The organism is Pseudomonas sp. BF-RE-25, assembly GCF_019956105.1.
Taxonomy (GTDB): Bacteria; Pseudomonadota; Gammaproteobacteria; order Pseudomonadales; family Pseudomonadaceae; genus Aquipseudomonas; species Aquipseudomonas migulae.
In genome coordinates this window covers 66911-93593 of the sequence record NZ_JAHBDB010000010.1, presented here as the reverse complement: position 1 = coordinate 93593, position 26683 = coordinate 66911, and the positions used below count along the sequence as shown (strand labels likewise).

Annotated in this window: 24 protein-coding genes and 2 tRNA genes; 16 read left to right on the top strand and 10 right to left on the bottom strand. The window is 59.9% G+C overall.

Features of this window, described 5'->3' with window-relative positions; genetic code table 11:
• Positions 1–29 precede the first annotated feature (29 nt).
• From KGB24_RS05640 to KGB24_RS05630, 3 genes are all read left to right on the top strand, one after another.
• Positions 30–1589, top strand: coding sequence for an AmpG family muropeptide MFS transporter (locus tag KGB24_RS05640; RefSeq protein WP_008030052.1), 1560 nt, complete (start codon positions 30–32; stop codon positions 1587–1589).
• A gap of 130 nt (positions 1590–1719) precedes the next feature.
• Positions 1720–3435, top strand: a complete 1716-nt coding sequence (locus KGB24_RS05635; protein WP_008030050.1) for a proline--tRNA ligase — start codon at positions 1720–1722, stop codon at positions 3433–3435.
• A 17-nt stretch (positions 3436–3452) separates the two neighbouring features.
• Positions 3453–4406 (top strand): hypothetical protein, encoded by a 954-nt coding sequence (locus KGB24_RS05630; RefSeq protein WP_223416039.1) that lies wholly within the window; start codon positions 3453–3455, stop codon positions 4404–4406.
• Between the two features lie 94 nt (positions 4407–4500).
• Here the strand turns inward: KGB24_RS05630 and dinB are convergent, their stop codons facing one another.
• Complete coding sequence (gene dinB, locus KGB24_RS05625) at positions 4501–5562, bottom strand: DNA polymerase IV (RefSeq protein WP_223474747.1); 1062 nt, start codon at positions 5560–5562, stop codon at positions 4501–4503.
• Between the two features lie 301 nt (positions 5563–5863).
• On the opposite strand from dinB, the gene KGB24_RS05620 reads away from it, so the two are divergent.
• From KGB24_RS05620 to KGB24_RS05605, 4 genes are all read left to right on the top strand, one after another.
• Positions 5864–5940 (top strand) — tRNA-Met (locus KGB24_RS05620).
• 394 nt (positions 5941–6334) lie between these two features.
• A tRNA-Met gene (locus KGB24_RS05615) sits at positions 6335–6411 on the top strand.
• Between the two features lie 278 nt (positions 6412–6689).
• Positions 6690–9332 (top strand): bifunctional lysylphosphatidylglycerol flippase/synthetase MprF, encoded by a 2643-nt coding sequence (gene mprF / locus KGB24_RS05610; protein WP_192228525.1) that lies wholly within the window; start codon positions 6690–6692, stop codon positions 9330–9332.
• On the top strand, positions 9332–10627 hold the full coding sequence (locus KGB24_RS05605; protein ID WP_008030041.1) for a virulence factor family protein: 1296 nt from the start codon (positions 9332–9334) through the stop codon (positions 10625–10627). Before mprF ends, KGB24_RS05605 begins: the two co-directional genes overlap by 1 nt.
• A 532-nt stretch (positions 10628–11159) precedes the next feature.
• Here KGB24_RS05605 and KGB24_RS05600 read toward each other — a convergent pair.
• The gene (locus tag KGB24_RS05600) at positions 11160–13061 is read right to left on the bottom strand and encodes a potassium transporter Kup (protein ID WP_223414436.1); all 1902 of its coding nucleotides are present in this window, start codon (positions 13059–13061) and stop codon (positions 11160–11162) included.
• Positions 13062–13348: 287 nt separating this feature from the next.
• Here KGB24_RS05600 and rimO point away from each other — a divergent pair, with 287 nt between their 5' ends.
• From rimO to tsaA, 6 genes are all read left to right on the top strand, one after another.
• Positions 13349–14686 carry a 30S ribosomal protein S12 methylthiotransferase RimO gene (gene rimO / locus KGB24_RS05595; RefSeq protein WP_008030039.1) on the top strand — a complete coding sequence of 446 codons (1338 nt, stop codon included), beginning with the start codon at positions 13349–13351 and terminating at the stop codon, positions 14684–14686.
• 113 nt (positions 14687–14799) lie between these two features.
• Entirely contained in the window at positions 14800–15273 is a 474-nt protein-coding gene (locus KGB24_RS05590) for a GNAT family N-acetyltransferase (RefSeq protein WP_008030037.1), read from the top strand.
• Between the two features lie 188 nt (positions 15274–15461).
• Complete coding sequence (locus KGB24_RS05585) at positions 15462–16172, top strand: rRNA pseudouridine synthase (protein ID WP_223414435.1); 711 nt, start codon at positions 15462–15464, stop codon at positions 16170–16172.
• A gap of 75 nt (positions 16173–16247) precedes the next feature.
• Positions 16248–16718 (top strand): DUF1456 family protein, encoded by a 471-nt coding sequence (locus KGB24_RS05580; RefSeq protein ID WP_008030033.1) that lies wholly within the window; start codon positions 16248–16250, stop codon positions 16716–16718.
• A gap of 190 nt (positions 16719–16908) precedes the next feature.
• On the top strand, positions 16909–17679 hold the full coding sequence (locus tag KGB24_RS05575; protein ID WP_223414434.1) for an SDR family oxidoreductase: 771 nt from the start codon (positions 16909–16911) through the stop codon (positions 17677–17679).
• A 185-nt stretch (positions 17680–17864) separates the two neighbouring features.
• On the top strand, positions 17865–18563 hold the full coding sequence (tsaA, locus tag KGB24_RS05570; protein ID WP_223414432.1) for a tRNA (N6-threonylcarbamoyladenosine(37)-N6)-methyltransferase TrmO: 699 nt from the start codon (positions 17865–17867) through the stop codon (positions 18561–18563).
• 185 nt (positions 18564–18748) lie between these two features.
• Here tsaA and fpr read toward each other — a convergent pair whose 3' ends face one another.
• On the bottom strand, positions 18749–19528 hold the full coding sequence (gene fpr, locus KGB24_RS05565; RefSeq protein WP_003443014.1) for a ferredoxin-NADP reductase: 780 nt from the start codon (positions 19526–19528) through the stop codon (positions 18749–18751).
• 122 nt (positions 19529–19650) lie between these two features.
• Here fpr and KGB24_RS05560 point away from each other — a divergent pair, with 122 nt between their 5' ends.
• Entirely contained in the window at positions 19651–20577 is a 927-nt protein-coding gene (locus KGB24_RS05560; protein WP_008030029.1) for a LysR family transcriptional regulator, read from the top strand.
• On the opposite strand, the gene KGB24_RS05555 is transcribed toward KGB24_RS05560, so the two are convergent.
• The 3 genes from KGB24_RS05555 to KGB24_RS05545 all read right to left on the bottom strand — a co-directional run bounded on the left by KGB24_RS05555 (position 20574) and on the right by KGB24_RS05545 (position 22615).
• Entirely contained in the window at positions 20574–20936 is a 363-nt protein-coding gene (locus KGB24_RS05555) for a diacylglycerol kinase (RefSeq protein WP_008030027.1), read from the bottom strand. The two genes, KGB24_RS05560 and KGB24_RS05555, sit on opposite strands and share 4 nt — an antisense overlap.
• A 75-nt stretch (positions 20937–21011) precedes the next feature.
• Entirely contained in the window at positions 21012–21662 is a 651-nt protein-coding gene (gene erdR, locus KGB24_RS05550) for a response regulator transcription factor ErdR (protein ID WP_192228519.1), read from the bottom strand.
• Positions 21663–21871: 209 nt separating this feature from the next.
• Entirely contained in the window at positions 21872–22615 is a 744-nt protein-coding gene (locus tag KGB24_RS05545) for a tRNA-uridine aminocarboxypropyltransferase (RefSeq protein ID WP_223414431.1), read from the bottom strand.
• Between the two features lie 186 nt (positions 22616–22801).
• On the opposite strand from KGB24_RS05545, the gene KGB24_RS05540 reads away from it, so the two are divergent.
• Positions 22802–23230: a PA3611 family quorum-sensing-regulated virulence factor gene (locus KGB24_RS05540; RefSeq protein WP_008030019.1), complete on the top strand. Its 429-nt coding sequence runs from the start codon at positions 22802–22804 to the stop codon at positions 23228–23230.
• On the opposite strand, the gene KGB24_RS05535 is transcribed toward KGB24_RS05540, so the two are convergent.
• Positions 23231–23425 (bottom strand): hypothetical protein, encoded by a 195-nt coding sequence (locus KGB24_RS05535; protein WP_008030018.1) that lies wholly within the window; start codon positions 23423–23425, stop codon positions 23231–23233.
• Positions 23426–23533: 108 nt separating this feature from the next.
• Positions 23534–23659 (bottom strand): hypothetical protein, encoded by a 126-nt coding sequence (locus tag KGB24_RS29210; protein WP_259331695.1) that lies wholly within the window; start codon positions 23657–23659, stop codon positions 23534–23536.
• Positions 23660–23791: 132 nt separating this feature from the next.
• On the opposite strand from KGB24_RS29210, the gene KGB24_RS05530 reads away from it, so the two are divergent.
• Positions 23792–24910, top strand: coding sequence for a TIGR00730 family Rossman fold protein (locus KGB24_RS05530; RefSeq protein WP_008039292.1), 1119 nt, complete (start codon positions 23792–23794; stop codon positions 24908–24910).
• A gap of 214 nt (positions 24911–25124) precedes the next feature.
• On the opposite strand, the gene recX is transcribed toward KGB24_RS05530, so the two are convergent.
• Both recX and recA read right to left on the bottom strand, forming a co-directional pair.
• Positions 25125–25592, bottom strand: a complete 468-nt coding sequence (gene recX / locus KGB24_RS05525; RefSeq protein WP_192228517.1) for a recombination regulator RecX — start codon at positions 25590–25592, stop codon at positions 25125–25127.
• Between the two features lie 8 nt (positions 25593–25600).
• Positions 25601–26659 carry a recombinase RecA gene (gene recA, locus KGB24_RS05520; protein WP_008030012.1) on the bottom strand — a complete coding sequence of 353 codons (1059 nt, stop codon included), beginning with the start codon at positions 26657–26659 and terminating at the stop codon, positions 25601–25603.
• Between the last annotated feature and the right edge of the window lie 24 nt (positions 26660–26683).

Genomic DNA, 26683 nt, shown 5'->3' with positions numbered 1-26683 from the left:
TTCCGTAATCTTGAGGCAGACTTCAGCCCATGCCCCGTAAAACCTGGCGCGCCGCGCTCGCCGCCTATGCCAGCCCATCGACACTTGTGCTGTTGTTGCTTGGTTTCGCCGCCGGCCTGCCCTACATGCTGGTGTTTTCGACACTGTCAGTCTGGTTGCGTGAAGCCGGTGTGGCTCGCGAAACCATTGGCTATGCAAGCCTGATCGGTCTGGCCTACGCCTTTAAATGGGTCTGGTCACCGTTGCTGGACCAATGGCGCCTGCCATTTCTCGGCAAGCTCGGTCGCCGTCGCTCGTGGTTGGTACTTTCCCAGGCACTGGTAATCCTCGGCTTGATCGGGATGGGTTTCTGCGACCCGCAAAAACACCTGTCCTGGCTGATCGCCATCGCCGTAGTCGTGGCCTTCGCCTCGGCGACGCAAGACATCGCGGTCGACGCCTATCGCCTGGAAATCGCCGAAGACAGCCGCCAGGCTGCCCTGGCCGCCAGCTACATGTCCGGCTATCGGATCGCGGCACTGCTGGCCACCGCCGGCGCCCTGTTCTTCGCCGAAGGCTTTGGCTCCACCGGTTTCAACTACAAGCATTCGGCATGGGCCGGCACTTACCTGCTGTTCGGCGCCCTGATGGTTCCGGCGTTGCTGACCTCTTTCTTCATGCGCGAACCGCCGGTGCCGTTGCGCACGCAACTGCAGGCCGGGCGCTACAGTTTCGTGCATCAACTGGCTTCGGTGTTCGTACTGATCGTGCTGCTGGTTTCCGTGCCGGCCATGTTCACCCAGCTCTACAACACCGACTTCGCCAGCGTGCTGTTTGACGGCGTCAGCCTGCTCGACCTGCTGCTCCAGGACCGTGCATTCCTGCGAGCGATCCTCTACACCTCGCTGACTGCGATGTGCCTGTCGGCCATGGGCCGTCGTGGCCTGGCGCCGGTGCTGACACCGGTCAACGACTTCATTCTGCGTTACCGCTGGCAAGCGCTGCTGCTGCTCGGGCTGATCGCCACGTATCGGATGTCGGATACGGTGATGGGCGTGATGGCCAACGTGTTCTATATCGACCAGGGCTTCACCAAGGATCAGATTGCCAGCGTCAGCAAAATCTTCGGCCTGATCATGACGCTGGTCGGCGCCGGCATGGGCGGCCTGCTGATCGTGCGTTTCGGCATCCTGCCGATCCTGTTCATCGGCGGCGTGGCGTCAGCGGGCACCAATTTGCTGTTCCTGATGCTCGCCGACATGGGCGCCAACCTGAACATGCTGATCCTGACCATTTCCCTGGACAACTTCAGCTCGGGACTGGCGACCTCCGCGTTCGTCGCCTACCTGTCGAGCCTGACCAACCTCAAGTTCTCCGCCACCCAATACGCCCTGCTCAGCTCGATCATGCTCCTGCTGCCGCGCCTGATCGGTGGCTATTCCGGGGTCATGGTGGAAAAGTTCGGTTACCATGATTTCTTCCTGATCACCGCGTTGCTGGGCGTTCCGACGCTGGTGTTGATCGCCTTGCACTGGTTCCAGGAGAGCCGCCGCGAAGGCCCGACCCCAAAGCCTGAACCGGTTCCAGCCCAGGTCGCAGAAGAATCGTAGGAAGCATCGCAAAGGGCGTGGAGATTCCCGCCCTCCTGCCACACCACCGACCGCGCGCCTGTACGCCAGCAGATCTCGCCCGTACAATGCTCCGTCATTTCTCGTCATCAGCAACCGACAACGGCCAACCATGCGCACCAGTCAATTTTTGCTCGCCACACAGAAAGAAACGCCTTCCGACGCGGTCGTCATCAGCCATCAGCTGATGCTGCGCGCCGGCATGATCCGCAAACTCGCCTCGGGCCTGTACACCTGGCTGCCGATGGGCTTGCGAGTGATGCGCAAGGTCGAAGCCATCGTTCGTGAAGAAATGAACGCCGCAGGCTCTCTTGAAGTGTTGATGCCGAGTACACAACCGGCTGAACTGTGGCAGGAATCCGGTCGCTGGGAAGAATACGGCCCTGAATTGCTGCGCTTCAAGGATCGCCACGGTCGCGACTTCTGCGCCGGCCCGACCCACGAAGAAGTGATCACCGACCTGATGCGCAACGAGTTGAGCAGCTACAAGCAGCTGCCGATCAACCTGTATCAGATCCAGACCAAATTCCGTGACGAAATCCGCCCACGCTTCGGTTTGATGCGCGGCCGCGAATTCATCATGAAGGACGCCTATTCGTTCCACGCTGACCAGGCTTCGCTGCAGGTCACCTACGACCGCATGCACCAGGCGTACTGCAACGTATTCACCCGCCTGGGCCTGAAGTTCCGCCCGGTTGAAGCCGATAACGGCTCCATCGGCGGCGCTGGCTCCCACGAATTCCACGTGCTGGCCGAATCCGGCGAAGACGATATCGTCTTCAGCAACGGTTCCGACTACGCCGCGAACATCGAGAAAGCCGAAGCGGTACCGCGCGAAACCTCCCGCGCCGCGCCGGCTGAAGAGATGCGCCTGGTCGACACGCCGGATACCAAGACCATCGCCGCGCTGGTGGAAAAATTCAATCTGCCGATTGAAAAGACCATCAAGACCCTCGTGGTTCACGCTGAAGAGAAAGGCAAGCTGATTGCCCTGATCATCCGTGGCGACCACGAGCTGAACGAAATCAAGGCCGCCAACCAGCCTGGCGTTGCCAGCCCGCTGGTCATGGCGTCCGAAAGCGAACTGCGCGACGCCATTGGCGCCGGTGCCGGCTCCCTGGGCCCGTTGAACCTGCCGCTGCCGATCATCATCGACCGTTCCGTCGAGCTGATGAGCGACTTCGGTATCGGTGCGAACATCGACGACAAGCACTACTTCGGCGTGAACTGGGAGCGTGACCTGCCGGTTCCTACCGTTGCCGACCTGCGTAACGTCGTGGCCGGTGATCCGAGCCCGGACGGCAAAGGCACCCTGGAAATCAAGCGCGGCATCGAAGTCGGGCACATCTTCCAGCTGGGCAACAAGTACAGCAAAGCGATGAAGTGCGAAGTGCTGGGCGAGAACGGCAAGCCGGTCACCCTGGAAATGGGTTGCTACGGCATCGGCGTTTCCCGCGTGGTGGCTGCGGCCATCGAGCAGAACAACGACGCCAACGGGATCATCTGGAGCGACACACTGGCTCCATTCCAGATCGCGCTGGTGCCGCTGCGCTACGAAACCGAACAGGTTCGCGAAGCGACCGACAAGCTGTACGCCGAGTTGACTGCGGCCGGCTTCGAAGTGCTGCTGGACGATCGCGACAAGAAAACCAGCCCGGGCATCAAGTTCGCGGACATGGAGCTGATCGGCATTCCTCACCGGATCGTGGTCAGTGACCGCGGCCTCGCCGAAGGCAATCTGGAATACAAGAGCCGCACCGAGCCCGAGGCGCAAGCGCTGCCGGTCGCTGACGTGCTGTCCTTCCTCCAGGCCCGTATCCGCCGCTGACACCAGATAGAGAAGTCATGTTCAAGCGAAACACCTTAGGCCTCGGTGGTGCCGCCCTGTGCGGCACCCTGCTGGTCAGCGGCTGCGCCAATCACATGTCGCAACGCAGCGAGCACGAGGCTCGTGTCGAGCGCAAATTGCTCGATCACAGCCTGCAGATCGATGTCGGTGAGCCCAAGGTGCTTGAGCTGCCGCAACGTCGGGTGAAGATCCACGAGCAGAAGACCTTCGAAGTCACCGAGTTCGAAGTCACCCGTCATTACGATCGCTACACGCCTTACCAACCCTGGCGGGAGGTCTACGAGATCCCGCTGGGCGCGGTGGCCGTGGTGGCCGGTGTCGGCGCGAACGTGGTCAACGTGTTCGCCCTCGGCAACCTGCCGGATAGCGTGACCAAGGACTGGTTCAGCTACGGTCTCGCCGGGCTCAACCCGTTCATGAACGCGCCGTCCCACGGTCGTGCGCAGCAGAACCTCGCCGGCATCGACGAAGTCCAGCTCGACAAGCGCACCGAATACTCGAGCCTGCCCTGGAGCGAGCGCCCGGTGGAGGTCAAGGCCGGCAAGGAAACCTTCGAGCTGAGCACCGACAAAAACGGTGTGTTGCGCCTGAACCTGCTGGACAGCCCGTTCGCTGAACATGACATCAATCACCTGAGTCGACTGCTGATCAAGGTCGAAGATAGTCAGGACGATGTGCACACGGACTCGACCCTGGCGGTCAGCAGCTCGTTGCGCGGCAAATTGCTCGAAGCCCACGGGCTGATTTACGACGACCTTGAAGACGACGAAGTGAGCCAGTGGGTTCACCGGGTCAAGCGTCTGTCGGAGCTGGGTCTGGAAGAAGAAGCCAGTGAGCTTGAACAGAGTTTGATTGAGCTGACGCGTAACGATCCTGAGTTGCAGACCGAATTCCTCAAGTCGCTGACCAAGGATGCCGGGCGGCTCGTCGCGGATCCGGGACCGAACTAAAAGCTTCGCGGGCAAGCCTCGCTCCTACAGGTCTCGCATAGTCCCTGTAGGAGCGAGGCTTGCCCGCGAAGAGGCCATCACATTCACCGCTAAACTACCGCTCAAACAACTCCATCTGCTCAAACCCTCCGCGCAAATCCTCCAGCCGCACCCCGATCCCCAACAACCGCACCGGTTTCCCGCCGCGATTGAACGCCTGGGTCAGCAGCAACTGATAACTCCCCAGATCCCGCCCTGCCCCGGCCTGCTCCAGCGTGGTCTGGGTAAAATCATGGAATTTCACTTTGACGAACGGTTTGCCCGGCCGATAGCTGTTGTCGATTCGCGCCATGCGGCCCGCCAGGGTTTCCAGCAACTCGGGCAATTTATCCAGACAGCTCACCAGATCCGGCAGATCCACGTCATAGGTGTTTTCAACACTGATCGATTGCCGCCGACTGTCGTTGTGCACCAACCGATCATCGATCCCACGGGCCAGACTCCACAATCGCTCGCCAAAACTGCCGAATTCACGCACCAGCGCCAACTTGTCCCATTCGCGCAAATGCGAACAATCGACAATGCCGAGCCTGCCCAGTTTGTCGGCAGTCACTTTGCCAACGCCATGGAGCTTGCTGACGGGCAAACCGCTTACGAAATCCTCGACCTGATCCGGCGTAATGACAAACAAGCCATTGGGCTTCTTCCAGTCGCTGGCAATTTTGGCCAGGAATTTGTTCGGCGCCACGCCGGCGGAAACGGTGATGTGCAGCTGATTGGACACCCGACGACGGATGTCCTGGGCAATTCGCGTGGCGCTGCCGCCGAAGTGCGCACTGTCCGACACGTCGAGGTAAGCCTCATCGAGGGAAAGCGGTTCGATCAGGTCGGTGTAATCGCGAAAGATCGTATGAATTTCCTTCGAGGCTTCCCGGTAGGCGTCCATGCGCGGCTTGACGATGGTCAGGTCAGGGCACAACTTCAAGGCGTGCCCCGACGACATCGCGGAACGCACGCCATACGCCCGCGCTTCATAGTTACAGGTGGCAATCACCCCGCGCCGATCCGCCGAACCACCCACCGCCAGGGGTTTTCCGGCGAGGCGCGGGTCGGCGCGCATCTCGATGGCTGCGTAGAAGCAGTCACAATCGACGTGGATGATTTTTCGCTGGCTCATATAAAAGCGGTGTTCATGGCGTAGAATTGGAGTCAAGGCGTGCCGGATCTGCAGTATCTCACCGACACCTGTATATAGCACCAGTAGTCTGAATGTTCTTACCCAATGGTAGGAAAAGTTACAGATGAATTTATTTTCTCAATCGAAAGCGCCCATGCGATAGAGCTGAAAGCCTTGCCAGGCCTGACTCACAGCCGATCACACCGCCCTCTATCAGAGCTAAGCGATTGAACCAGAACAGGTTTTATCTGGATTGAAGGTTGACAGCCCGGCGTTCCTCTGTAGAATGCCGACACACAGACGCGGGATGGAGCAGTCTGGTAGCTCGTCGGGCTCATAACCCGAAGGTCGTCGGTTCAAATCCGGCTCCCGCAACCAAACATCAAAAAAGGCTACTCGAAAGAGTGGCCTTTTTTGTGCGCGCGTGTTTTGCCATGCGATTCGATTTCAATTCATGCACGCTTTCCTGTAGGAGCCGGCTTGTCTGCGGGCGGCGCTCCGACGATGGTCGTTAACGATAACGCGTGCTGCCTGAATCAACGCGGCGCACTCGAGTCCATCGCCAGCAAGCCGGCTCCTACAGGTAATGCGCATCGGTGCGTCCCCCAACATTCCGTGAGAAATTTGTTTTTTGACAGCACGGAGAAATCGTTCTGATTCCGAAACTTAACGCTCCCCTGCGACCGTTCGCCGCTTATTTACGCTTATTTGACCCTGCGCCGGATTAACGGTTGACACACCAGCGTATCTCTATAGAATGCCGCCACACAGACGCGGGATGGAGCAGTCTGGTAGCTCGTCGGGCTCATAACCCGAAGGTCGTCGGTTCAAATCCGGCTCCCGCAACCAAACATCAAAAAAGGCTACTCGAAAGAGTGGCCTTTTTTGTATCTGTTGAAAAAGTCCTTTCGCAACAATGACCTGTCACTGTGTAGGGAAGCGTTCGGGGTCACCTGAGTTCTGAGTTCAGACTATGCTGAATCGCAGACCGAACCCCCTACGACGGATGCCATGCCATCGCCGCTGATCGGCGAGAGGCGTTAATATTTGTGATTATTTTTTTCTACAGGGATTGGTAACTTGGCTGGATACCCCCATCCTGTCGCGCACAATCCAAGAGGTGATTGATGCGCGCCAACTCGTCTGATTCACAAGACACCGTCACAGCGACACAACCGATCAAGGCCGAGCGTCTGCGCTTGCTTGATCTGGTCAGCAAGTACCGTCAGCCCATTGGCCTGGCGGTCACCCTGCTGTTGTTCGCTATCGCGCTGATTGCCTGTCGCCACCTGTTGAGCGAACTCGATCTTTACGCTCTGCACGACTCCATTCTCGATGTACCGAAACCGGCACTGCTCGGCGCATTGGCCGCCACTGTGGTCGGCTTCATCATCTTGCTTGGCTACGAATGGTCGGCCAGCCGCTATGCCGGCGTGACCCTGGCGCCGCGGCTTCTTGCCCTGGGCGGGTTCACGGCATTTGCCATCGGTAATGCCATTGGCCTGTCGATGCTCTCGGGAGGCTCGGTTCGCTACCGTTTATATGCGCGTCATGGCCTGGGGGCTTCCGATGTCGCGCACATGACGCTGTTCGCCAGCCTCTCGCTCGGCTGCGCCCTGCCCCCGCTGGCCGCCCTCGCCACGCTCAGCAACCTGCCTGCGGCCTCTGCCGCCCTGGGCCTCTCTCAGATGCTGCTGGGTGCGATTGCCGCCGCTGTATTGCTGCTGTTTACCGTATTGGCCGTCGGCATCTATCGCCGGCGCCTGCCAGATCAGCCTTATGCAGACAACCTGCTGGTCAAGGTCGGTCGTCGCACCTTGCGCCTTCCTGGCCGTCGCCTGACGTTCCTGCAACTGGTCATTACCGCCCTCGACGTAGCTGCCGCCGCGACCGTGCTGTATCTGTTGCTGCCGGAAGCTCCGCCCTTCGGTGCATTCCTGCTGGTGTACCTGCTGGCGTTGGCCGCTGGCGTGCTCAGCCATGTTCCCGGTGGAGTCGGCGTGTTCGAGGCGATTCTGCTGGCCGCCTTCGCCGACAAACTTGGCGCCGCGCCGCTGGCCGCCGCGTTGCTGCTCTATCGCCTGATCTACGTGGTGCTGCCGCTGCTGGTCGCGTGCTTGCTGCTGTTGGTCAATGAAGGCCAGCGTTTGTTTCAGACGCGCCAGTCTTTGCGTGCAGCCTCCGGCCTGGCCGCGCCGATTCTGGCGGTGCTGGTGTTTCTGTCCGGCGTGGTGCTGCTGTTCTCCGGCGTGACCCCGGAAATCGATACGCGCCTGGAACACATTGGTTTCCTGATCCCCCATCGACTGGTCGACGCTTCGCACTTCGGCGCCAGCCTCGTCGGCGTACTTTGCCTGCTGCTGGCCCAAGGCCTGCGTCGACGCCTGTCGGCCGCCTGGATGCTGACCACCATTCTTTTGCTGGTCGGCGCCGTGCTCTCGCTGCTCAAGGGTTTCGACTGGGAAGAAGCCTGCCTGATGACCCTGACCGCGAGCCTGCTGGGGGTTTTCCGGCGCTCGTTCTATCGCCCGAGCCGCCTGACCGAACTGCCGTTTTCGCCGCTGTATCTGGTGTCGAGCCTTTGTGTACTCGGTGCGTCGATCTGGCTGCTGCTGTTCGCTTATCAGGACGTTCCCTACAGCCATCAACTCTGGTGGCAGTTCACCCTTGATGCCGACGCCCCGCGTGGCTTGCGCTCGCTGCTCGGCGCCGCCGTGCTGCTGGTGGTGGTGTCCCTGACCTGGCTGCTGCGCACCGCACGCCCGGTGATCCACCTGCCCACGCCAGACGAACTGGACCGCGCGGTAAAAATCCTGATGGCTTCCGCACAACCGGACGGTGGCCTCGCCCTGACCGGTGACAAGGCGCTGCTGTTTCACCCTAACGACGAAGCGTTCCTGATGTACGCCCGCCGTGGACGCAGCCTGGTGGCCTTGTATGACCCGATCGGCCCGACCCAGCAACGGGCGGAAATGATCTGGCAGTTCCGCGACCTCTGTGACATCCACCACGCCCGCCCCGTGTTCTATCAAGTACGCGCCGAGAACCTGCCGTACTACATGGACATCGGCCTGACTGCGATCAAGCTCGGCGAAGAAGCCCGGGTCGATCTGCAGCGCTTTGATCTCGAAGCCAAGGGCAAAGAGATGAAAGACCTGCGCTACACCTGGAACCGTGGCACCCGTGATGGCCTGTCGCTGGAGATCCATGAGCCAGGGCATGCGCCGATGGATGAGCTCAAGGTGATTTCCGATGCCTGGTTGACCGGCAAGAACGTGCGCGAGAAAGGCTTCTCCCTCGGTCGTTTCGGTGATGACTACCTCAAGCATTTCCGCATCGCTGTCATCCGTTTCGAAGGGCGCCCGGTGGCGTTCGCCAATTTGCTCGAGACTTTCGGCCATGACCTGGCCAGCCTCGACCTGATGCGCGCACACCCGGACGCCCCCAAACTGACCATGGAATTCATGATGGTCGGCCTGATTCAACATTATAAAAATCATGGATACGCGCGCTTCAGCCTGGGCATGGTGCCGCTGTCGGGGTTGCAACCCCGTCGTGGCGCACCACTGACCCAGCGTCTGGGCTCGATGGTTTTCCGCCGTGGTGAGCAGCTGTACAACTTCCAAGGCTTGCGCCGCTTCAAAGACAAGTTCCAGCCTGACTGGGAACCCCGTTATATGGCTGTGCCCGCCGGACTCGATCCGCTGGTTGCCCTGGCCGACACTGCTGCCCTGATTGCGGGCGGCTTGACTGGATTGGTGAAACGCTGATGATTCAACGCTCCTTGCGGTACGTACTGGGCACACTGGTAGTGCTGGCCCTGATTCTCGGTGGCGGTTACTGGTACCTCAAACGCCCGGCGCCAGAACCGACGCTCGAACGGCTGACACCGGCCGACGGCGCCGCGATGACCCGCGTCATCCCCGGCAACACGCCGCGCGCCCAGGTGCTGGTGGCGGTCAATGACGACCAGAAGCTCAGCGACAAACAATTGATGACCCTGAGCCGCAGCGGCTCGGCGCAGATCGTTCAGGTGATCCTGCCCAAGGACTGCCTGTTGCAAAGCCGCGCCCTGCAATCCGGCCTGAGAGAACTCAAGGGCCCGGCGACGCTGGTCAGCGGCATCGGCCCTGGCGCCGTGCTGGCATGGCGCTGGTTGTCCGAGCAGAAGGACGACAAGTCCCAGGCCGTGTCGGTGGACCTGGCCCTGGAAAAACCCGGCTGCACCCACCTGCTGCCGAAAAGCGCTGCTCACGGTCACTGGCTGGTGGCATGGAACGACAACCCGGACGACACCAGCGCCGGCTTCGTGCGCGACCAACCCAACGCCGAAACCAGCATCAGCGACTACGACATCAACCTGCCGCAAGTGCTGAACAACGAACTGCGCAAGCTCCTCGTCGGTGGTGACAAAGCCGCTGGCGGCCTGCAGATTCCAGTGGTTGAAGTCCCGGCCGGCCAGGCCAAGGACACCGTCACCCTGTTCCTTTCCGGCGACGGCGGCTGGCGCGACCTCGACCGCGACGTAGCGGGCGAAATGGCCAAGATCGGCTACCCGGTCGTCGGCATCGACACCCTGCGCTACTACTGGCAGCACAAGAGCCCGGAGCAAAGCGCCCTGGACCTCGCTGAACTGATGCAGCACTACCGGCAGAAATGGGGCACCAAGCGCTTCATCCTGACGGGCTACTCGTTCGGCGCTGACGTCCTGCCGGCAATCTACAACCGCCTGGAAGCCTCGGAACAGCAACGCGTCGACGCAATCATCCTGCTGGCCTTCGCCCGCACCGGCAGCTTCGAAATCGAAGTCGAAGGCTGGCTCGGCAACGCCGGCAAAGAAGCCGCCACCGGCCCGGAAATGGCCAAGCTGCCGCCGGAGAAAGTGGTGTGCATCTTCGGTGAAGAAGAAATCGACGAAAGCGGCTGCACCGACAAGACCGCCGTAGGCGAAGCCATCAAACTACCCGGCGGCCACCACTTCGACGAGAACTACCCGAAACTGGCCCAGCGGTTGGTGGATGTGATCGAGAAGCGCCAGGCGAAGGAGACGGCGGCTCAGGAGTGACCTGATCCCGCCCACAAAAAAGCCCCCGCTGCCTTACGGTAGCGGGGGCTTTTTTATAGTTCTTCACCGATTACCGGGAAACACAGAACCTGTAGGAGCCAGCTTGCTGGCGATGGTCGTTAACGATTACGCGTACGGACTGGTTCACCGCGGTGCACTTGAGTCCATCGCCAGCAAGCTGGCTCCTACAATGCTTCAGCCTTTCCTGGCGTGCCGTCCTCGCATATCGTCGTGGCCGATTGCGCAGGTCTCATCAAAACCGGTCAGGCGCTCCAGAACGGCTGCTTCAGTCCGAATGTCATCCAGCTCGTCGAGCGTTTCTTGATACACAAAAAAGCCAGCAACACGGTCCCTGTAGGAGCCAGCTTGCTCGCGATAGCGGTCTGTCAGGCAACATTAATGGTGCATGTTAATCCGCCATCGCGAGCAATCTTGCTCCTACATTGATTCTTCATCGTGCTTACGTTATGCACCTGGCCACAAAAAAGCCCCCGCTGCCGCATTGGCAACGGGGGCTTTTGATGTCGCGGCCTTACATCTCGACCTGCGTCCCCAACTCAATCACCCGGTTCAGCGGCAGATTAAAGAACCGCAAATTGCCATTCGCATTCTTCAACATGAACGCAAACAACGCCTCGCGCCAACGCGCCATCCCCTCAAGCTTCGAGGCGATGACCGTCTCGCGACTGAGGAAGTAGGTCGTGCGCATCGGGCTGAAGTCGAGGTCATCGAGGTGACACAACTTCAGCGCTTGCGGCACGTCCGGTTCGTCGATAAAGCCAAAGTGCAGGATCACCCGGAAGAACCCTTCGCCGTGGGATTCCACCTCGAAGCGCCGTGTCGTCGGTACTCGCGGGATGTCTTCGTACACCACCGTCAGCAGCACCACTTGCTCGTGCAGCACCTGGTTATGCAGCAAGTTGTGCAACAACGCGTGGGGTACGGCGTCTGGCCGCGCGGTGAGGAACACGGCGGTGCCCTGGACGCGATGCGGCGGTTGCACGGCAATACTGCTGATGAAAATCGGCAGCGGCAGCCCGCCTTCGTCCATGCGCTCCACCAGCAGTTGTTTGCCGCGCTTCCAGGTAGTCATCAGCACGAACAGCGCAATACCGGCGATCACCGGGAAGGCCCCGCCCTGTACGATTTTCGGCACGTTGGCGGCGAAGTACACGCCATCGACCAGCAAAAATCCCAACAGGACCGGCACCGCAAGGACCGGCGGCCATTTCCATAGCAGCAGTATCACTGCCGACACCAGAATGCTGGTCATCAGCATGGTCCCGGTCACCGCTACGCCGTAAGCCGAGGCCAGGGCGCCGGAAGATTCGAAACCCAGCACCAGCAGCACCACGCCGACCATCAGCGCCCAGTTCACCGCACCGATGTAGATCTGGCCTTGCTCGGCGCTGGAGGTGTGCTGGATGTGCATGCGCGGAATGTAGCCGAGCTGGATCGCCTGGCGGGTCAGGGAGAACGCGCCGGAAATCACCGCTTGCGAAGCAATCACCGTGGCCAGGGTCGACAGGCCGACCAGGGGAATCAACGCCCAGCTTGGCGCCAACAGATAGAACGGGTTACGCGCCGCTTCCGGGTCACCGAGCAGCAAGGCGCCCTGGCCGAAGTAGTTCAGCACCAGCGCCGGTAGCACGAGGATGAACCAGGCGCGGGCAATCGGCTTGCGGCCGAAGTGGCCCATGTCGGCGTACAGCGCTTCGGCACCGGTCAACGCCAGCACCACCGCGCCGAGGATCGCCACGCCCATGCCTGGGTGAACGATGAAGAAGCGCACGCCCCAGACCGGGTTCATCGCTTGCAACACTTCCGGATGCTGCATGATGCCGTAGACGCCCAGTGCGCCCAGGACCAGGAACCAGGTGACCATGATCGGCCCGAACAGGATGCCGATTCGCGCGGTGCCGTGGCTCTGGATCAAAAACAGCGCCACCAGCACGATCAACGACAGCGGCACCACCCAATGGTCGATGCCTTCGAAGGCCAGCCCGAGACCTTCAATCGCCGAAAGCACGGAGATCGCCGGAGTGATCATGCTGTCGCCATAGAACAGCGCCGCGCCGATCAGCCCGCAGACCACCAGCAACGTGCGCAACCTCTTGTGCCCCGCCGCTGCCCGCCGCGCCAGCGCGGTCAACGCCATGATCCCGCCTTCGCCCTGGTTGTCGGCGCGCAGGACAAACATCATGTACTTGATCGAGACAACCCAGATCAGCGACCAGAAGATCAGCGCCAGGATGCCCAACACGCCGTCATGGTTGACCGGTACACCGTAACCACCGGAAAACACTTCTTTGAGGGTGTACAGCGGGCTCGTGCCGATATCGCCGTAAACCACCCCGACCGCCGCGACCAGCATACCGATCGGCTTCGCCGCCGAATGCTCGGCACCCGCCGCCTGACTACTTGCCTGACCCATCCAACACTCCTACTACCCAGACCGGACTTCTTGGAAGAAGCACTATGCTTTGTCACGCAGCATGCGCTGTTTTACATGACGTTACAGACGTTTTGTTGACTGTAAAAAATCGGTAACGCGTAACGGCGCGAAGCATAGCGCAGCACTCGTCGTATTTCCCTCCATAAAGCTGGTCAAGTGCGTCTCTCATCGCTAGAATTGCGCACTTTTTGATCAGAGGCGCAACAAGCGCCCGTCTGTCGCCTTGCCGTCTTCGGCTGGAGGCGTCACAAATACCGAGGTTAGACATGTCCACCACTCCTGCGCCGGCCAATCCAAAGGTTGGCTTCGTATCCCTGGGTTGCCCCAAAGCACTGGTCGACTCCGAGCGCATCCTTACCCAGCTGCGCATGGAAGGTTATGACGTTGTGTCCACTTATCAGGACGCCGATGTCGTGGTGGTCAACACCTGCGGTTTCATCGACTCGGCCAAGGCAGAATCTTTGGAAGTTATCGGCGAAGCCATCAAGGAAAACGGCAAGGTCATCGTGACCGGCTGCATGGGCGTCGAAGAAGGCAACATCCGCAACGTACACCCGAGCGTACTGGCCGTGACCGGTCCGCAGCAGTACGAGCAAGTGGTCAACGCCGTGCACGATGTCGTGCCGCCGCGTCAGGATCACAACCCGCTGATCGACCTGGTGCCGCCGCAAGGCATCAAGCTGACCCCGCGCCACTACGCGTACCTGAAGATTTCCGAAGGCTGCAACCACAGCTGCAGCTTCTGCATCATCCCGTCGATGCGCGGCAAGCTGGTCAGCCGCCCGGTCGGTGACGTCCTCGACGAGGCCCAGCGCCTGGTCAAGGCCGGCGTCAAAGAGCTGTTGGTGATCTCGCAAGACACCAGCGCCTACGGCGTCGATGTGAAGTACCGCACCGGTTTCTGGAACGGCGCGCCGGTGAAAACCCGCATGACCGAACTCTGCGAAGCCCTGAGCACCCTCGGCGTCTGGGTTCGTTTGCACTACGTTTACCCGTACCCGCACGTCGACGAGCTGATCCCGCTGATGGCCGCCGGCAAGATCCTGCCGTACCTGGACATCCCGTTCCAGCACGCCAGCCCGAAAGTCCTGAAGTCGATGAAACGCCCGGCGTTCGAAGACAAGACCCTGGCGCGCATCAAGAACTGGCGCGAGATCTGCCCGGACCTGATCATCCGCTCGACCTTCATCGTCGGCTTCCCGGGCGAAACCGAAGAAGACTTCCAGTACCTGCTGAACTGGCTGACCGAAGCCCAGCTCGACCGCGTCGGCTGCTTCCAGTACTCGCCGGTCGAAGGCGCACCAGCCAACGACCTGGACCTGGACATCGTCCCGGACGACGTCAAGCAAGACCGTTGGGACCGCTTCATGGCGCACCAGCAAGCCATCAGCTCGGCACGTCTGCAAATGCGCGTCGGCCGTGAAATCGAAGTGCTGGTCGATGAAGTCGACGAGCAAGGCGCGGTTGGCCGCTGCTTCTTCGACGCCCCGGAAATCGACGGCAACGTGTTCATCGACAACGGCAGCAACCTGAAACCGGGCGACAAAGTCTGGTGCAAGGTCACCGACGCCGACGAATACGACCTGTGGGCTGAACAGATCTAAACGCAAAAAATACGCAAAGCCCCGCTCTCTTGACGAGATGCGGGGCTTTTTTACGTCTATCGTTTTGTGGGAGAAAGGACTCGCGCCATCCACTGCAAAAGGGGCATTCGGCCATGCGCCAACATTCGGTCATCCACACGCCGAAACAGAGCGACTACCAGGAACTGACTCGGGTCTGGGAAGACTCGGTGCGCGCCACCCATGACTTTCTGCCGGACAGTTACATCGAACTGCTGAAGAATCTGGTGCTGACGCGCTACCTCGACGCGGTGATGCTGATCTGTACCAAAGACTCGCGCCAGCGCATCACCGGGTTCGCCGGCGTGGCAGCGGGCAAAGTCGAAATGCTCTTCATCGACCCGGCCCACCGTGGCCAGGGCCTGGGCAAGCAGTTGCTGCGTTATGCCATGGAACACCTGAACGCCGATGAACTGGACGTCAATGAACAGAACCCGCAGGCGCTGGGGTTCTACTTCAAACAGGGCTTCGAGGTGATCGGCCGCACCGAGCATGACGGCATGGGGCAGCCTTATCCGTTGTTGCATATGCGGCTGCGCCAAACCCGGCAACAGTCGAGCAACGGCTAACCGGTGTAGGAGCCAGCTTGCCGGCGATGGACGTAAACGATAACGCGTCCTTTCTGGATAAACGCGGTGTTCCGACCTCCATCGCTGGCAAGCCGGCTCCTACAAAAAGCTGTACGGCGTAAATGGAGCCGGGATTAACCGGCGCCCAGCAGGTACAATGCCCACCCCTTTTTTGTTACGGCCCTGTCATGACTGACCCGATACGTCTCTCCAAACGCCTCATCGAACTCGTCGGCTGTTCCCGTCGGGAGGCTGAGCTGTTCATCGAGGGCGGCTGGGTCACCGTGGACGGCGAAGTCATCGACGAGCCGCAGTTCAAGGTCGACACCCAGAAAGTCGAGCTCGACCCGCAGGCCAAGGCCACCGCGCCAGAGCCGGTGACCATCCTGTTCAACGTGCCGGCAGGCATGGACGCGGACACCGCGATGGCCACCCTCAGCGCCGAAACCCTGAGCGAAGAACATCGCTTCAGCAAACGCCCGCTCAAGGGCCATTTCCAGCGCCTGACCGCCAGCACCGACCTGCAGGCCAACGCCAGCGGTCTGCTGGTGTTCACCCAGGACTGGAAGATCCTGCGCAAACTCACCGCCGACTCCGCGAAAATCGAGCAAGAGTATGTGGTCGAGGTTGAAGGCGAGATGGTGGCTCACGGCCTCAACCGCCTGAACCATGGCCTCACCTACAAGGGCAAGGAACTGCCGCCGGTCAAGGCCAGCTGGCAGAACGAAAACCGCCTGCGTTTTGCGATGAAGAACCCACAACCGGGCGTGATTGCCCTGTTCTGCCAGGCCGTCGGCCTGAAGGTCGTCGCTATCCGCCGCATCCGCATCGGCGGCGTGTCCATCGGCAAAGTGCCGTTGGGCCAATGGCGCTACCTGTCCGGCAAAGAGAAGTTCTAAGACTTTTCACGCCGCCACACATTCTGGCGCCGCGGCTTATGCGGCGCCCACTGCCGACTATCAGGATTGCACACCATGATTCATAACGACGTACTGCGCAGCGTGCGCTACATGCTCGACATCAGCGACAAGAAAGTCATCGAGATCATCAAGCTCGGCGGCATGGACGTGTCCCTGGAAGCCCTGCTGACCTACCTCGACAAGAAAGAAGAGGACGAGGAAGGCTTCGTACGCTGCCCGGACGAGGTCATGGCGCATTTCCTCGACGGCCTGGTGATCTTCAAGCGTGGCAAGGACGAAAGCCGTCCGCCGCAGCCAATCGAAGTGCCGGTGACCAACAACATCATCCTGAAAAAACTGCGCGTGGCCTTCGAGCTGAAAGAAGACGACATGCACGCGATCCTCAAGGCCGCCGAGTTCCCGGTGTCCAAGCCTGAGCTGAGCGCGCTGTTCCGCAAGTTCGGCCACACCAACTATCGTCCGTGCGGCGACCAGTTGCTGCGCAACTTCCTCAAGGGCCTGACCCTGCGCGTTCGCCCGCAATAAGCGCCCCGCTTCTGTAGGAGCCAGCTTGCTGGCGATGGCGATTTTGAGGACGCCATCGCCGGCAAGCCGGCTCCTACAGGGGTGGCAGTAGCCGAAGGCTCTATAGACCTTCATTCCGCGCAAAAATAGTGGCTCCGCTTCCAGCGGCTGACGACTAGGGTGTATGCACTCTCAGCTCTCAGGATTCGCCATGCACCCGTACTTTTCCCTGCAAGGCCGTACCGCTCTGGTGACCGGCGGCACCCGTGGTATCGGCAAAATGATCGCCAAGGCCTATGTCGAGGCCGGCGCCACCGTGTACGTCTGCGCGCGCGATGCCGAAGCGTGTCAGCAAACGGCTGACGAGTTGAGCGCCTTCGGAACGTGCCGCGCGGTGGCCGCCAACCTGGCCACTGAAGAAGGTGTGCTGCAACTGGTCACGGGGTTGGCCGAGCAGATCACCCATCTGGATATCCTGGTGAACAACGCTGGCACCACCTGGGGCGCGCCGCTGGAAAGCTATCCGGTCAAGGGCTGGGAAAAGGTCATGCAGCTCAACGTGACATCGGTGTTCAACTGCATCCAGCAATTCTTGCCGCTGCTGCGCAAGGCCGGGTCAGAAGCCAATCCGGCGCGGATCATCAATATCGGCTCGGTGGCGGGGATTTCTTCCTTTGGCGAACAGGCTTATGCCTACGGACCGAGTAAAGCGGCCCTGCATCAACTGTCGCGGATTCTGGCGCGGGAACTGGTGAGCCAGCACATCAATGTCAACGTGATCGCACCGGGACGCTTTCCGAGCAAGATGACCCAGCACATCGGGAACGATGAGCAGGCGCTGGCGGAGGATACGGCGTTGATTCCAATGAAGCGCTGGGGCCGGGAGGAAGAGATGGCGGCGTTGGCGATCAGCCTGGCGAGTACGGCGGGGGCTTACATGACCGGGAATATTATTCCGTTGGATGGTGGGTTTAGCCTTTAGATTAGTGGTGCAGCTATCGCGAGCAGGCTCACTCCCACAAGGATTTTCTGTGTCCACAGAATCTGTGGCAGACCGAGATCCACTGTGGGAGTGAACCTGCTCGCGATGGGGCCGGCACAAGCACCGCTGAATGTATGTCGATCGGGTTATCATGCCCGCCTCAATCCTGCTTCGACCCTAAACCAATGACCTACAGCGTTTCCCCCATCGGCTTCGTGCGCTCCTGTTTCAAGGAGAAGTTCGCCATCCCGCGCCAGCCGCAACTGGCACCCGCCGCTCGCGGCGTGCTGGAACTGGTGGCGCCGTTCGATCAGGGCGACGCCGTGCAGGGTCTGGAGCAGGTCAGCCACGTCTGGCTGCTGTTCCTGTTCCATCAGGCCCTGGAAGAAAAACCACGCCTGAAAGTCCGCCCGCCTCGCCTCGGCGGCAACAAATCCATGGGCGTGTTCGCCACCCGCGCGACGCACCGGCCCAACGGCATCGGCCAATCCGTGGTGAAGCTGGACAAGGTCGAGGCCAATCGCCTGTGGATATCCGGCATCGACTTGCTGGATGGCACACCGATTCTGGACATCAAACCCTACGTGCCTTATGCCGACATCATCGACACGGCGTCCAATAGCATCGCCAGCGCTGCGCCACAGCTGATTGCCGTGCAGTGGACGGACTCGGCGTTGCAACAGGCGCATGGGCACGCTCAGCGGCTGGAAGAGCCTTTGGTGGCGCTGGTTGAGCAGTGCTTGGCGCAAGATCCGCGGCCGGCTTATCAGACGCCCGCGCCTGAGCGGGAATATGGCGCGCAGTTCTGGGATGTGGATGTGCGCTGGCACTATCCGACGCCGGATTCGATCTGCGTCCTTGAGGTCATTCCCGCACAGGTTTAAACGCCAGAAACGAAAAAGCCCGCATGACCTTCTCAGGTCATGCGGGCTTTTCCATGCGCTACGCGATTAATGTAGGAGCCGGCTTGCTGGCGATGGACTGGAACTCAGCGCGTTTATCCTGGGAGAAACGCGTCATCGTTAACGACCATCGCCGGCAAGCCGGCTCCTACACAGGTGACCTTCGGTCACTTCTCGACGAACGCACGCTCGATCAGGTAATCACCCGGCTCGCGCATCCTCGGCGAAACTTTCAGGCCGAAGCTGTTCAGCACTTCGCTGGTTTCGTCGAGCATGCTCGGGCTGCCGCACAGCATGGCGCGGTCGTCCTGCGGGTTGATCGGTGGCAGGCCGATGTCGCTGAACAGCTTGCCGCTGCGCATCAGGTCGGTCAGGCGACCTTCGTTCTCGAACGGCTCGCGGGTCACGGTCGGGTAGTAGATCAACTTGTCACGCAGGGCCTCGCCGAAGAACTCGTTCTGCGGCAGGTGCTCGGTGATGAACTCGCGGTAAGCGACTTCGTTGACGTAACGTACGCCGTGGCACAGGATCACTTTTTCGAAACGCTCGTAGGTTTCCGGGTCCTGGATTACGCTCATGAACGGCGCCAGACCGGTACCGGTGCTGAGCAGGTACAAATGTTTGCCAGGCTTCAAGTCGTCCAGTACCAGCGTGCCGGTAGGCTTCTTGCTGATGATGATCTCGTCGCCTTCCTTCAGGTGCTGCAACTGGGAAGTCAGCGGGCCATCAGGCACCTTGATGCTGAAGAACTCGAGATGCTCTTCCCAGTTCGGGCTGGCAATCGAGTAAGCGCGCATGAGCGGCCGGCCGTTGGGCTGTTGCAGGCCGATCATCACGAACTGACCGTTCTCGAAGCGCAGGCCCGGATCGCGGGTGCACTTGAAGCTGAACAGAGTGTCGTTCCAGTGGTGAACACTGAGGACACGCTCGTGGTTCATGTTGCTCATGTACGTGGGACTCCTGGAGATTTTGCCTGCGCCTTTGATCTGCGCAATTGCATCGCATTCTAATGGCAGCGACAATATCTGTTAAATGGATTATTAAGATAAGGGTTATCGGTTATATCGATATGCGATTTACTCTCCGTCAACTTCAAGTCTTCGTCGCCGTCGCCCAGCAGGAAAGCGTATCCCGTGCTGCGGGCCTGCTCAACCTGTCGCAATCGGCGGCAAGCACCTCGATCACCGAACTGGAGCGTCAGTCCAGCTGCCAGCTGTTCGACCGCGCCGGTAAACGACTGAGCCTCAACGCCCTCGGCAAGCAATTGTTGCCGCAAGCGGTGGCGTTGCTCGACCAGGCCAAGGAAATCGAAGACCTGCTCAACGGCAAATCCGGTTTCGGCTCGCTGGCGGTCGGCGCAACCCTCACGATCGGCAACTACCTAGCCACGTTGCTGATCGGCAGCTTCATGCAGCGCCACCCGGAAAGCCAGGTGAAGCTGCACGTGCAAAACACTGCCAACATCGTGCAACAAGTTGCCCATTATGAAATTGATCTGGGTCTAATCGAAGGCGACTGCAGCCATCCGGACATCGAAGTGCAGAGTTGGGTCGAGGATGAGCTGGTGGTGTTCTGCGCGCCACAGCATCCGCTGGCCCTGCGCGGCACGGCGACCATGGAAGAACTGAGTCACGAGGCGTGGATTCTGCGTGAGCAAGGCTCGGGCACGCGCCTGACCTTTGACCAGGCCATGCGTCATCATCGCAGCGCGTTGAATATCCGCCTGGAGCTGGAACACACCGAAGCGATCAAGCGCGCGGTGGAATCAGGATTGGGGATTGGCTGCATTTCACGGCTGGCACTGCGCGACGCGTTTCGCCGCGGCAGCCTGGTGCCGGTGGAGACGCCAGATCTCGATCTGGCGCGGCAGTTCTATTTCATCTGGCACAAACAGAAATTTCAGACGCCGGCGATGCGCGAATTCCTCGACCTGTGCCGCGCTTTCACCGCCGGGGTTCAGCGCAGCGACGAGATCGTGCTGCCCACCATCGCTTAAAGCAGGATCACCGCCCACACCAGCGCGATCATGGTCAACGCCACCAGCTGCGCGGCGCTGCCCATGTCCTTGGCGTTCTTGGACAGTGGGTGCAGTTCCAGGGAAATGCGGTCGATGGCCGCTTCCACCGCTGAATTGAGCAACTCGACGATCAACGCCAACAAGCAGACGGCTATCAACAGCGCCTGCTCGACGCGGCTGACGTTCAAAAAGAACGAAATCGGAATCAGGATGACATTGAGCAACACCAGTTGCCGGAAGGCCGCTTCGCCGGTGAAGGCTGCGCGCAGGCCGTCCAGCGAGTAACCGGAGGCGTTGAGGATGCGTTTCAGGCCGGTCTGGCCTTTGAAAGGGGACATAAGCGTGGCAACTGACCAAAAAGGAGTGGGAAAGCTAGATCAACCAAAGTCAAAAAAGCGTGAAGACGCCAGCCTTTAGTGGCTTGAAATTGACTCAAGTTGTTGCAGGAGCAACGCCGCCTGGGTTCGGGTCCGCACATTCAGCTTACGGAAAATCGCCGTGACGTGGGCTTTGATCGTCGCTTCGGACACGCTCAGTTCGTAGGCAATCTGTTTGTTCAGCAGGCCTTCGCAGACCATGGTCAGCACCCGGAATTGCTGCGGTGTCAGGCTGGCGAGACCTTCACTGGCGGCCTTGGCTTCATCGGAAACGCTGACCGCTTCGAACGCCTGAGGCGGCCAGAACACATCGCCATCCAGTACCGAACGCACGGCTTTCTGGATCACGCTCAGGTCACTCGATTTGGGAATGAAACCGCTGGCACCGAACTCACGGGACTTGACCATGATCGAGGCTTCTTCCTGGGCCGACACCATCACCACCGGAATTTGCGGGTACTGACCACGCAGCAGCACCAGCCCGGAAAAACCGTAGGCGCCCGGCATGTTCAGGTCCAGCAACACCAGATCCCAGTCAGATTTTTCGTCGAGGCGGGTTTCCAACTCGGCGATGCTCGCCACTTCCACCAGACGGACTTCCGGGCCAAGGCCCAGGGTCAACGCTTGATGCAAGGCGCTACGAAAGAGTGGGTGGTCATCGGCAATCAGGATTTCGTATGTGGCCATTTTTCAAATGATCCTGTTCTTCTAACAGCTCAAGGCGCAGCCACGGAGCTGCACCAACAGGGCACGTTCAACGCCAATGACGTGGCAATCACGTAAAGAATACGGCGTCTGAAACTACAGCCGCGCCCCAATCGGCGCCAAGCATGCCCAGCGAAACCGGGGTGGTCAAGGTGCCTGGCCGCTACAGTTCTTTGCAGTATGGGCGACAATCAGGCCGTGACGGCGGCCGTTTTCGGTACGAAAGGCATCAGCTCGGCATGCGCCGGTGTTGCGACGTTCATTTCCAGCTGATGCTTGGCGTCGAGGTAATGTTGGCTGAACACGTCGAAATAAGCGTCCAGCGCCGACGCGGCGTCGACATCGCCTGCCAGATCGAGGCACAGCGCCGCCACTTCCGCCGTGCACAAATGCTCGCTGCGAGTCGACCGGCGCAGACGATAGCGCGACAGCTTCTCGGGCAGCAGGCTCAGGATCGGCAATGTTTCAAAATACGGGCTTTTGCGGAAAATCTTCCGGGCTTCGGTCCAGGTCGCGTCCAGCAGAATGAACAGCGGTCGCTTGCTGCTATCCACCTCGACGGTGTTGGTCACGCGCTCAGGCTCGACGTACTCGCCCGGAAACACCAGATACGGTTGCCATTGCGGGTCGGCGAGCAACGCCAGCAGCTGCGGGTCGGTTTCCGTGCGCGACCAGATGAACGCATGGTTGTCGCGCACTACGTCAGCGATCAGCCACCCCGTGTTGCTCGGTTTGAACACTTCCTTGTTGGTCATGATCAGGCACACGCCCGAGCGGGTCTCGACCTGCGGACGCCAGGCACACAGGCAATGGCTCTCGATCACGCGGCAGGCACGGCAACGCGCCGCCCTCCAGCCTCGGGCCTGAATCGGCTTGATGCCCTCCTCTTCGCGCTGGTCGCGCAAGCGGGCTACGGCGTTGGGGGCGTGGTTCATCGTGGACAACACCGGCAGACAGGAAAACTCGACACGAACGGCACTCAGGGCGATAAAGGCCGGCAGTTTACCAGAGCGGCCGGCACAAGCCTGTACCGTCCAGACGGGCTCCCCTATAATTCGCCGCCAATGAACGCACAGCCTTGTGGCTGGTCGAACCACCAGTCACTGAACCAGGAGAGTTTCATGCTGCGCCTTATCGTTCCCACCGCTGCCATCCTGCTGGCGTCGTCCTTCAGCGCTCAGGCTGCGTCCTTGAGTGAGCAGAATCTCAACAGAGAGCTGCGAAACGTCGCCGCACAAAGCAGCGTCGGCACGCCACGGGCGATCAACGAAGACATTCTCGATCAGGGCTACACCGCCGAAGGCAATGTTCTGATCAACCACTTGAGCGTGCAAAGCAGCCACGCCAACAAGATGCGGGCTGATCCGAAAGCGGTGTACTTCCAGCTTGGCGCCTCCGTCTGCAGAAACGAGGGGTTCCGCAAGCTGATGAAGAAGGGCGCGATCATGCGTTACGACTTTACCGAGGTGAAAACCAATCGCGCGGTCGGCTCCGCCAGCTTCGAGGAATCGGATTGCCCGAAAGCCACGCCGCCGGCAAAGAAAAAGTAATCAATGGGAATTGGCGCGCCGCTGTTCATCCTCGGCGCGCAGTTCGGCCAACAACGCCTGTAAATAGCGCGAGCGCCGCTCGGCTCCCTCCAGACGCCGGCAACACTCCTCTTCGAGACTCAAATGATTGGTCTCGGCCGATGACTTCAATAATCGATACAGTTGCGTATCGATCTCCAGAATGACTCTGGCCATAGCATCCCGCCTCCTTGCACTTCGCCCTTGCTTGAGCGACAAAATCCTTGAACCGCTTGTACCGTGCGCCCTGCCTTTGACGCAAAGCTGTCGTGTCACGCCTGTAATTTAGTAAATCAGAGTGCCGGACACTTGGCGCAGGTTCAGACGAGCGGTGAAATCACCTTGCAAATCGTCAATAAGCGGTTGCCAGGAAAGACTTTGCAGCGCAATGATCAAGTCAGCGAAAACCATCTAGAGGGTCTAGATTCATAGTGTTCCCGTTCACTTTTCAGGGCAGAAAAGGGGCTGCCTGGTTTGCGTTTTCCGATGCGAATGTTTCTTTCATCCAAAGGAACAACAGAGCCTGTACGGAAGGAGAAGTTGATGCCTTACCAACCGAATGACCTCCTCAGCCGTCATTTCGAAGAAAGCGGCCACGACCTCATCAGCAAGGTCGAAGAGCAACTCAACCTGGTTTCACCCAACAGCCCGAACATCCCGATCTACCGCGACATGATCCTGACCGTGCTGCGCATGGCCCAGGACGATCACAACCGCTGGAATGCCAAGATCACCCTGCAAGCCCTGCGCGAACTCGAACACGCCTTCCGTGTGCTCGAACAGTTCCGGGGCCGGCGCAAAGTCACGGTATTCGGCTCGGCCCGCACACCGATAGAACACCCGCTGTATGGCCTGGCCAGAGAACTCGGCGCCGCACTGGCGCGCTCCGACCTGATGGTGATCACCGGCGCAGGCGGCGGCATCATGGCGGCCGCCCACGAAGGTGCCGGCCTTGAACACAGCCTGGGATTCAACATCACCCTGCCCTTCGAGCAGCATGCGAATCCCACCGTGAACGGCACCACCAACTTGCTGCCGTTCCACTTTTTCTTTACCCGCAAACTGTTCTTCGTCAAGGAAGCCGATGCGCTGGTTTTGTGCCCTGGCGGTTTCGGCACCCTTGATGAAGCGCTGGAAGTGCTGACACTGATTCAAACCGGTAAAAGCCCGCTGGTACCGGTGGTGCTGCTGGACGCTCCAGGTGGCACGTTCTGGCAAGGCGCACTGGATTTCATCCGCAATCAACTGGAGGAGAACCGCTACATCCTGCCGACCGACATGAAGCTGGTGAGCCTGGTCTACAACGCCGAGGAGGCGGTTGAGCAGATCAATCAGTTCTACAGCAACTTCCACTCCAGCCGCTGGCTCAAGCATCAATTCGTGATCCGCATGAACCACAAGCTCAGCGACGCGGCGCTCGAACACATGCAACAAGCGTTCGCCGACCTGTGCCTGAGCGATCACTTCCATCAGCATGCCTACAGCGGCGAGGAGCACGACGAGCCGCAGTTCAGCCACCTCGCTCGCCTGGCCTTCACCTTTAACGCCCGTGATCATGGACGACTGCGCGAACTGGTGGACTACATCAACCTGCCGGAAAACTGGGCGCAGTCAAAACCACAGGCGCAACAACGCACGCGGGAACCGTCAAAGGTTACGTGAGGAAAAGCACGGCAGCGTACTCGCCCCACCCGTAGGAGCCGGCTTGCTGGCGATGGACTCAAGTGCGACGCGTTGATTCAGACAGCACACGTCATCGTTAACGACCATCGCCAGCAAGCCGGCTCCTACAGGTTATTGAGTTGCCTGAGTTTCCCGGAACCTTATGAAGAGGCAAAAAAAACGGCCCGCTATCGAAATAGCGGGCCGTTTTTGTTTAATCATCCATTCCTCGACCGCTGAACAAGCGGTTGATCATTTCCATGGAATACCCCCGATAAGCGAGGAACCGCCCTTGCTTGGCGCGTTCCCGAGCGTCTATCGGTAAATGCCCGGCAAACTTGCGCCGCCAGGTATCTTCCAGTTGTTCCTGCCAGTTGATACCGCTCTCGCGCAGTGCGAGTTCGATGTCATTGCGTTGCAGGCCACGCTGGCTCAACTCTTCGCGAATACGCAAAGGGCCGTAGCCGGAACGGGAGCGGTAGGAAACGAAGCTTTCGAGGTAACGGGATTCGGACAACAGGCCCTCTTCCGTCAAGCGGTCGAGTGCTGTGTCGATCATTTCAGGGAGAGCGCCGCGCTGACGCAGTTTACGCGTCAGCTCGACTCGACCGTGCTCGCGTCGCGCGAGCAGGTCCATTGCGGTTCGCCGCACCGCGACGAGTGTATCGAGTACGGCAGTCATCGGATCAATCAGATATCAGCGTCAGCCAGGTCATCTTCAGTCTCTTTGACCGCAGAGGCTTTGGACTCCGCTACCGATGACGGAGACAGCAACTTGTCACGCAATTGCTTCTCAAGTTTCGCCGCGATTTCCGGGTTGTCCGCCAGGAACTTGGCCGAGTTGGCCTTGCCCTGACCGATCTTGGTGCCTTCGTAGGCATACCAGGCACCGGACTTCTCGACGAAACCGTGCAGAACACCCAGGTCGATCATCTCACCGTTCAGGTAGATGCCCTTGCCGTAAAGAATCTGGAACTCGGCCTGACGGAACGGCGAAGCGACCTTGTTCTTCACAACCTTGACGCGGGTTTCGCTACCGACGACTTCATCACCTTCTTTCACCGCGCCAGTACGACGGATGTCCAGACGAACCGAAGCGTAGAACTTCAGCGCGTTACCACCGGTGGTGGTTTCCGGGCTGCCGAACATCACGCCGATTTTCATACGGATCTGGTTGATGAAGATCACCAGGCAGTTGGCGTTCTTGATGTTACCGGTGATTTTACGCAGCGCCTGGGACATCAGACGGGCTTGCAGGCCCACGTGCATGTCACCCATTTCGCCTTCGATTTCGGCCTTTGGAACCAGGGCGGCTACGGAGTCGACGATGATCACGTCAACCGCGTTGGAACGCACCAGCATGTCGGTGATTTCCAGGGCCTGCTCACCGGTGTCCGGCTGGGAAACCAGCAGGTCGTCGACGTTGACGCCAAGCTTGCCGGCGTATTCAGGATCGAGGGCGTGCTCGGCGTCGACGAATGCGCAGGTCGCGCCGGCTTTTTGAGCCTGGGCGATCACCGACAGTGTCAGCGTGGTTTTACCGGAGGATTCAGGACCGTAGATTTCAACGATACGGCCTTTTGGCAGACCGCCAATGCCGAGCGCGATGTCCAGACCCAGAGAGCCAGTGGAAATAGCCGGGATCGCCTGACGGTCCTGATCGCCCATACGCATTACGGCACCCTTGCCGAATTGACGTTCGATCTGACCCAGGGCCGCAGCCAAGGCTTTCTTCTTGTTGTCGTCCATTAAAGTCCTCACGTAATCAATAAG

Bases quoted from the DNA above. Each gene is read 5' to 3' on its own strand.
- KGB24_RS05585 (WP_223414435.1), top strand. From the start codon at position 15,462: ATGACTGACCCGATACGTCTCTCCAAACGCCTCATCGAACTCGTCGGC.
- rimO (WP_008030039.1), top strand. From the start codon at position 13,349: ATGTCCACCACTCCTGCGCCGGCCAATCCAAAGGTTGGCTTCGTATCC.
- KGB24_RS05580 (WP_008030033.1), top strand. From the start codon at position 16,248: ATGATTCATAACGACGTACTGCGCAGCGTGCGCTACATGCTCGACATC.
- KGB24_RS05600 (WP_223414436.1), bottom strand. From the start codon at position 13,061: ATGGGTCAGGCAAGTAGTCAGGCGGCGGGTGCCGAGCATTCGGCGGCG.
- KGB24_RS05635 (WP_008030050.1), top strand. From the start codon at position 1,720: ATGCGCACCAGTCAATTTTTGCTCGCCACACAGAAAGAAACGCCTTCC.
- KGB24_RS05630 (WP_223416039.1), top strand. From the start codon at position 3,453: ATGTTCAAGCGAAACACCTTAGGCCTCGGTGGTGCCGCCCTGTGCGGC.
- mprF (WP_192228525.1), top strand. From the start codon at position 6,690: ATGCGCGCCAACTCGTCTGATTCACAAGACACCGTCACAGCGACACAA.
- dinB (WP_223474747.1), bottom strand. From the start codon at position 5,562: ATGAGCCAGCGAAAAATCATCCACGTCGATTGTGACTGCTTCTACGCA.
- KGB24_RS05555 (WP_008030027.1), bottom strand. From the start codon at position 20,936: ATGTCCCCTTTCAAAGGCCAGACCGGCCTGAAACGCATCCTCAACGCC.
- KGB24_RS05530 (WP_008039292.1), top strand. From the start codon at position 23,792: ATGCCTTACCAACCGAATGACCTCCTCAGCCGTCATTTCGAAGAAAGC.
- KGB24_RS05545 (WP_223414431.1), bottom strand. From the start codon at position 22,615: ATGAACCACGCCCCCAACGCCGTAGCCCGCTTGCGCGACCAGCGCGAA.
- KGB24_RS05605 (WP_008030041.1), top strand. From the start codon at position 9,332: ATGATTCAACGCTCCTTGCGGTACGTACTGGGCACACTGGTAGTGCTG.
- erdR (WP_192228519.1), bottom strand. From the start codon at position 21,662: ATGGCCACATACGAAATCCTGATTGCCGATGACCACCCACTCTTTCGT.
- KGB24_RS05640 (WP_008030052.1), top strand. From the start codon at position 30: ATGCCCCGTAAAACCTGGCGCGCCGCGCTCGCCGCCTATGCCAGCCCA.
- fpr (WP_003443014.1), bottom strand. From the start codon at position 19,528: ATGAGCAACATGAACCACGAGCGTGTCCTCAGTGTTCACCACTGGAAC.
- tsaA (WP_223414432.1), top strand. From the start codon at position 17,865: ATGACCTACAGCGTTTCCCCCATCGGCTTCGTGCGCTCCTGTTTCAAG.
- KGB24_RS05575 (WP_223414434.1), top strand. From the start codon at position 16,909: ATGCACCCGTACTTTTCCCTGCAAGGCCGTACCGCTCTGGTGACCGGC.
- KGB24_RS05535 (WP_008030018.1), bottom strand. From the start codon at position 23,425: ATGGCCAGAGTCATTCTGGAGATCGATACGCAACTGTATCGATTATTG.
- recA (WP_008030012.1), bottom strand. From the start codon at position 26,659: ATGGACGACAACAAGAAGAAAGCCTTGGCTGCGGCCCTGGGTCAGATC.
- KGB24_RS05590 (WP_008030037.1), top strand. From the start codon at position 14,800: ATGCGCCAACATTCGGTCATCCACACGCCGAAACAGAGCGACTACCAG.
- KGB24_RS29210 (WP_259331695.1), bottom strand. From the start codon at position 23,659: ATGGTTTTCGCTGACTTGATCATTGCGCTGCAAAGTCTTTCCTGGCAA.
- KGB24_RS05540 (WP_008030019.1), top strand. From the start codon at position 22,802: ATGCTGCGCCTTATCGTTCCCACCGCTGCCATCCTGCTGGCGTCGTCC.
- recX (WP_192228517.1), bottom strand. From the start codon at position 25,592: ATGACTGCCGTACTCGATACACTCGTCGCGGTGCGGCGAACCGCAATG.
- KGB24_RS05560 (WP_008030029.1), top strand. From the start codon at position 19,651: ATGCGATTTACTCTCCGTCAACTTCAAGTCTTCGTCGCCGTCGCCCAG.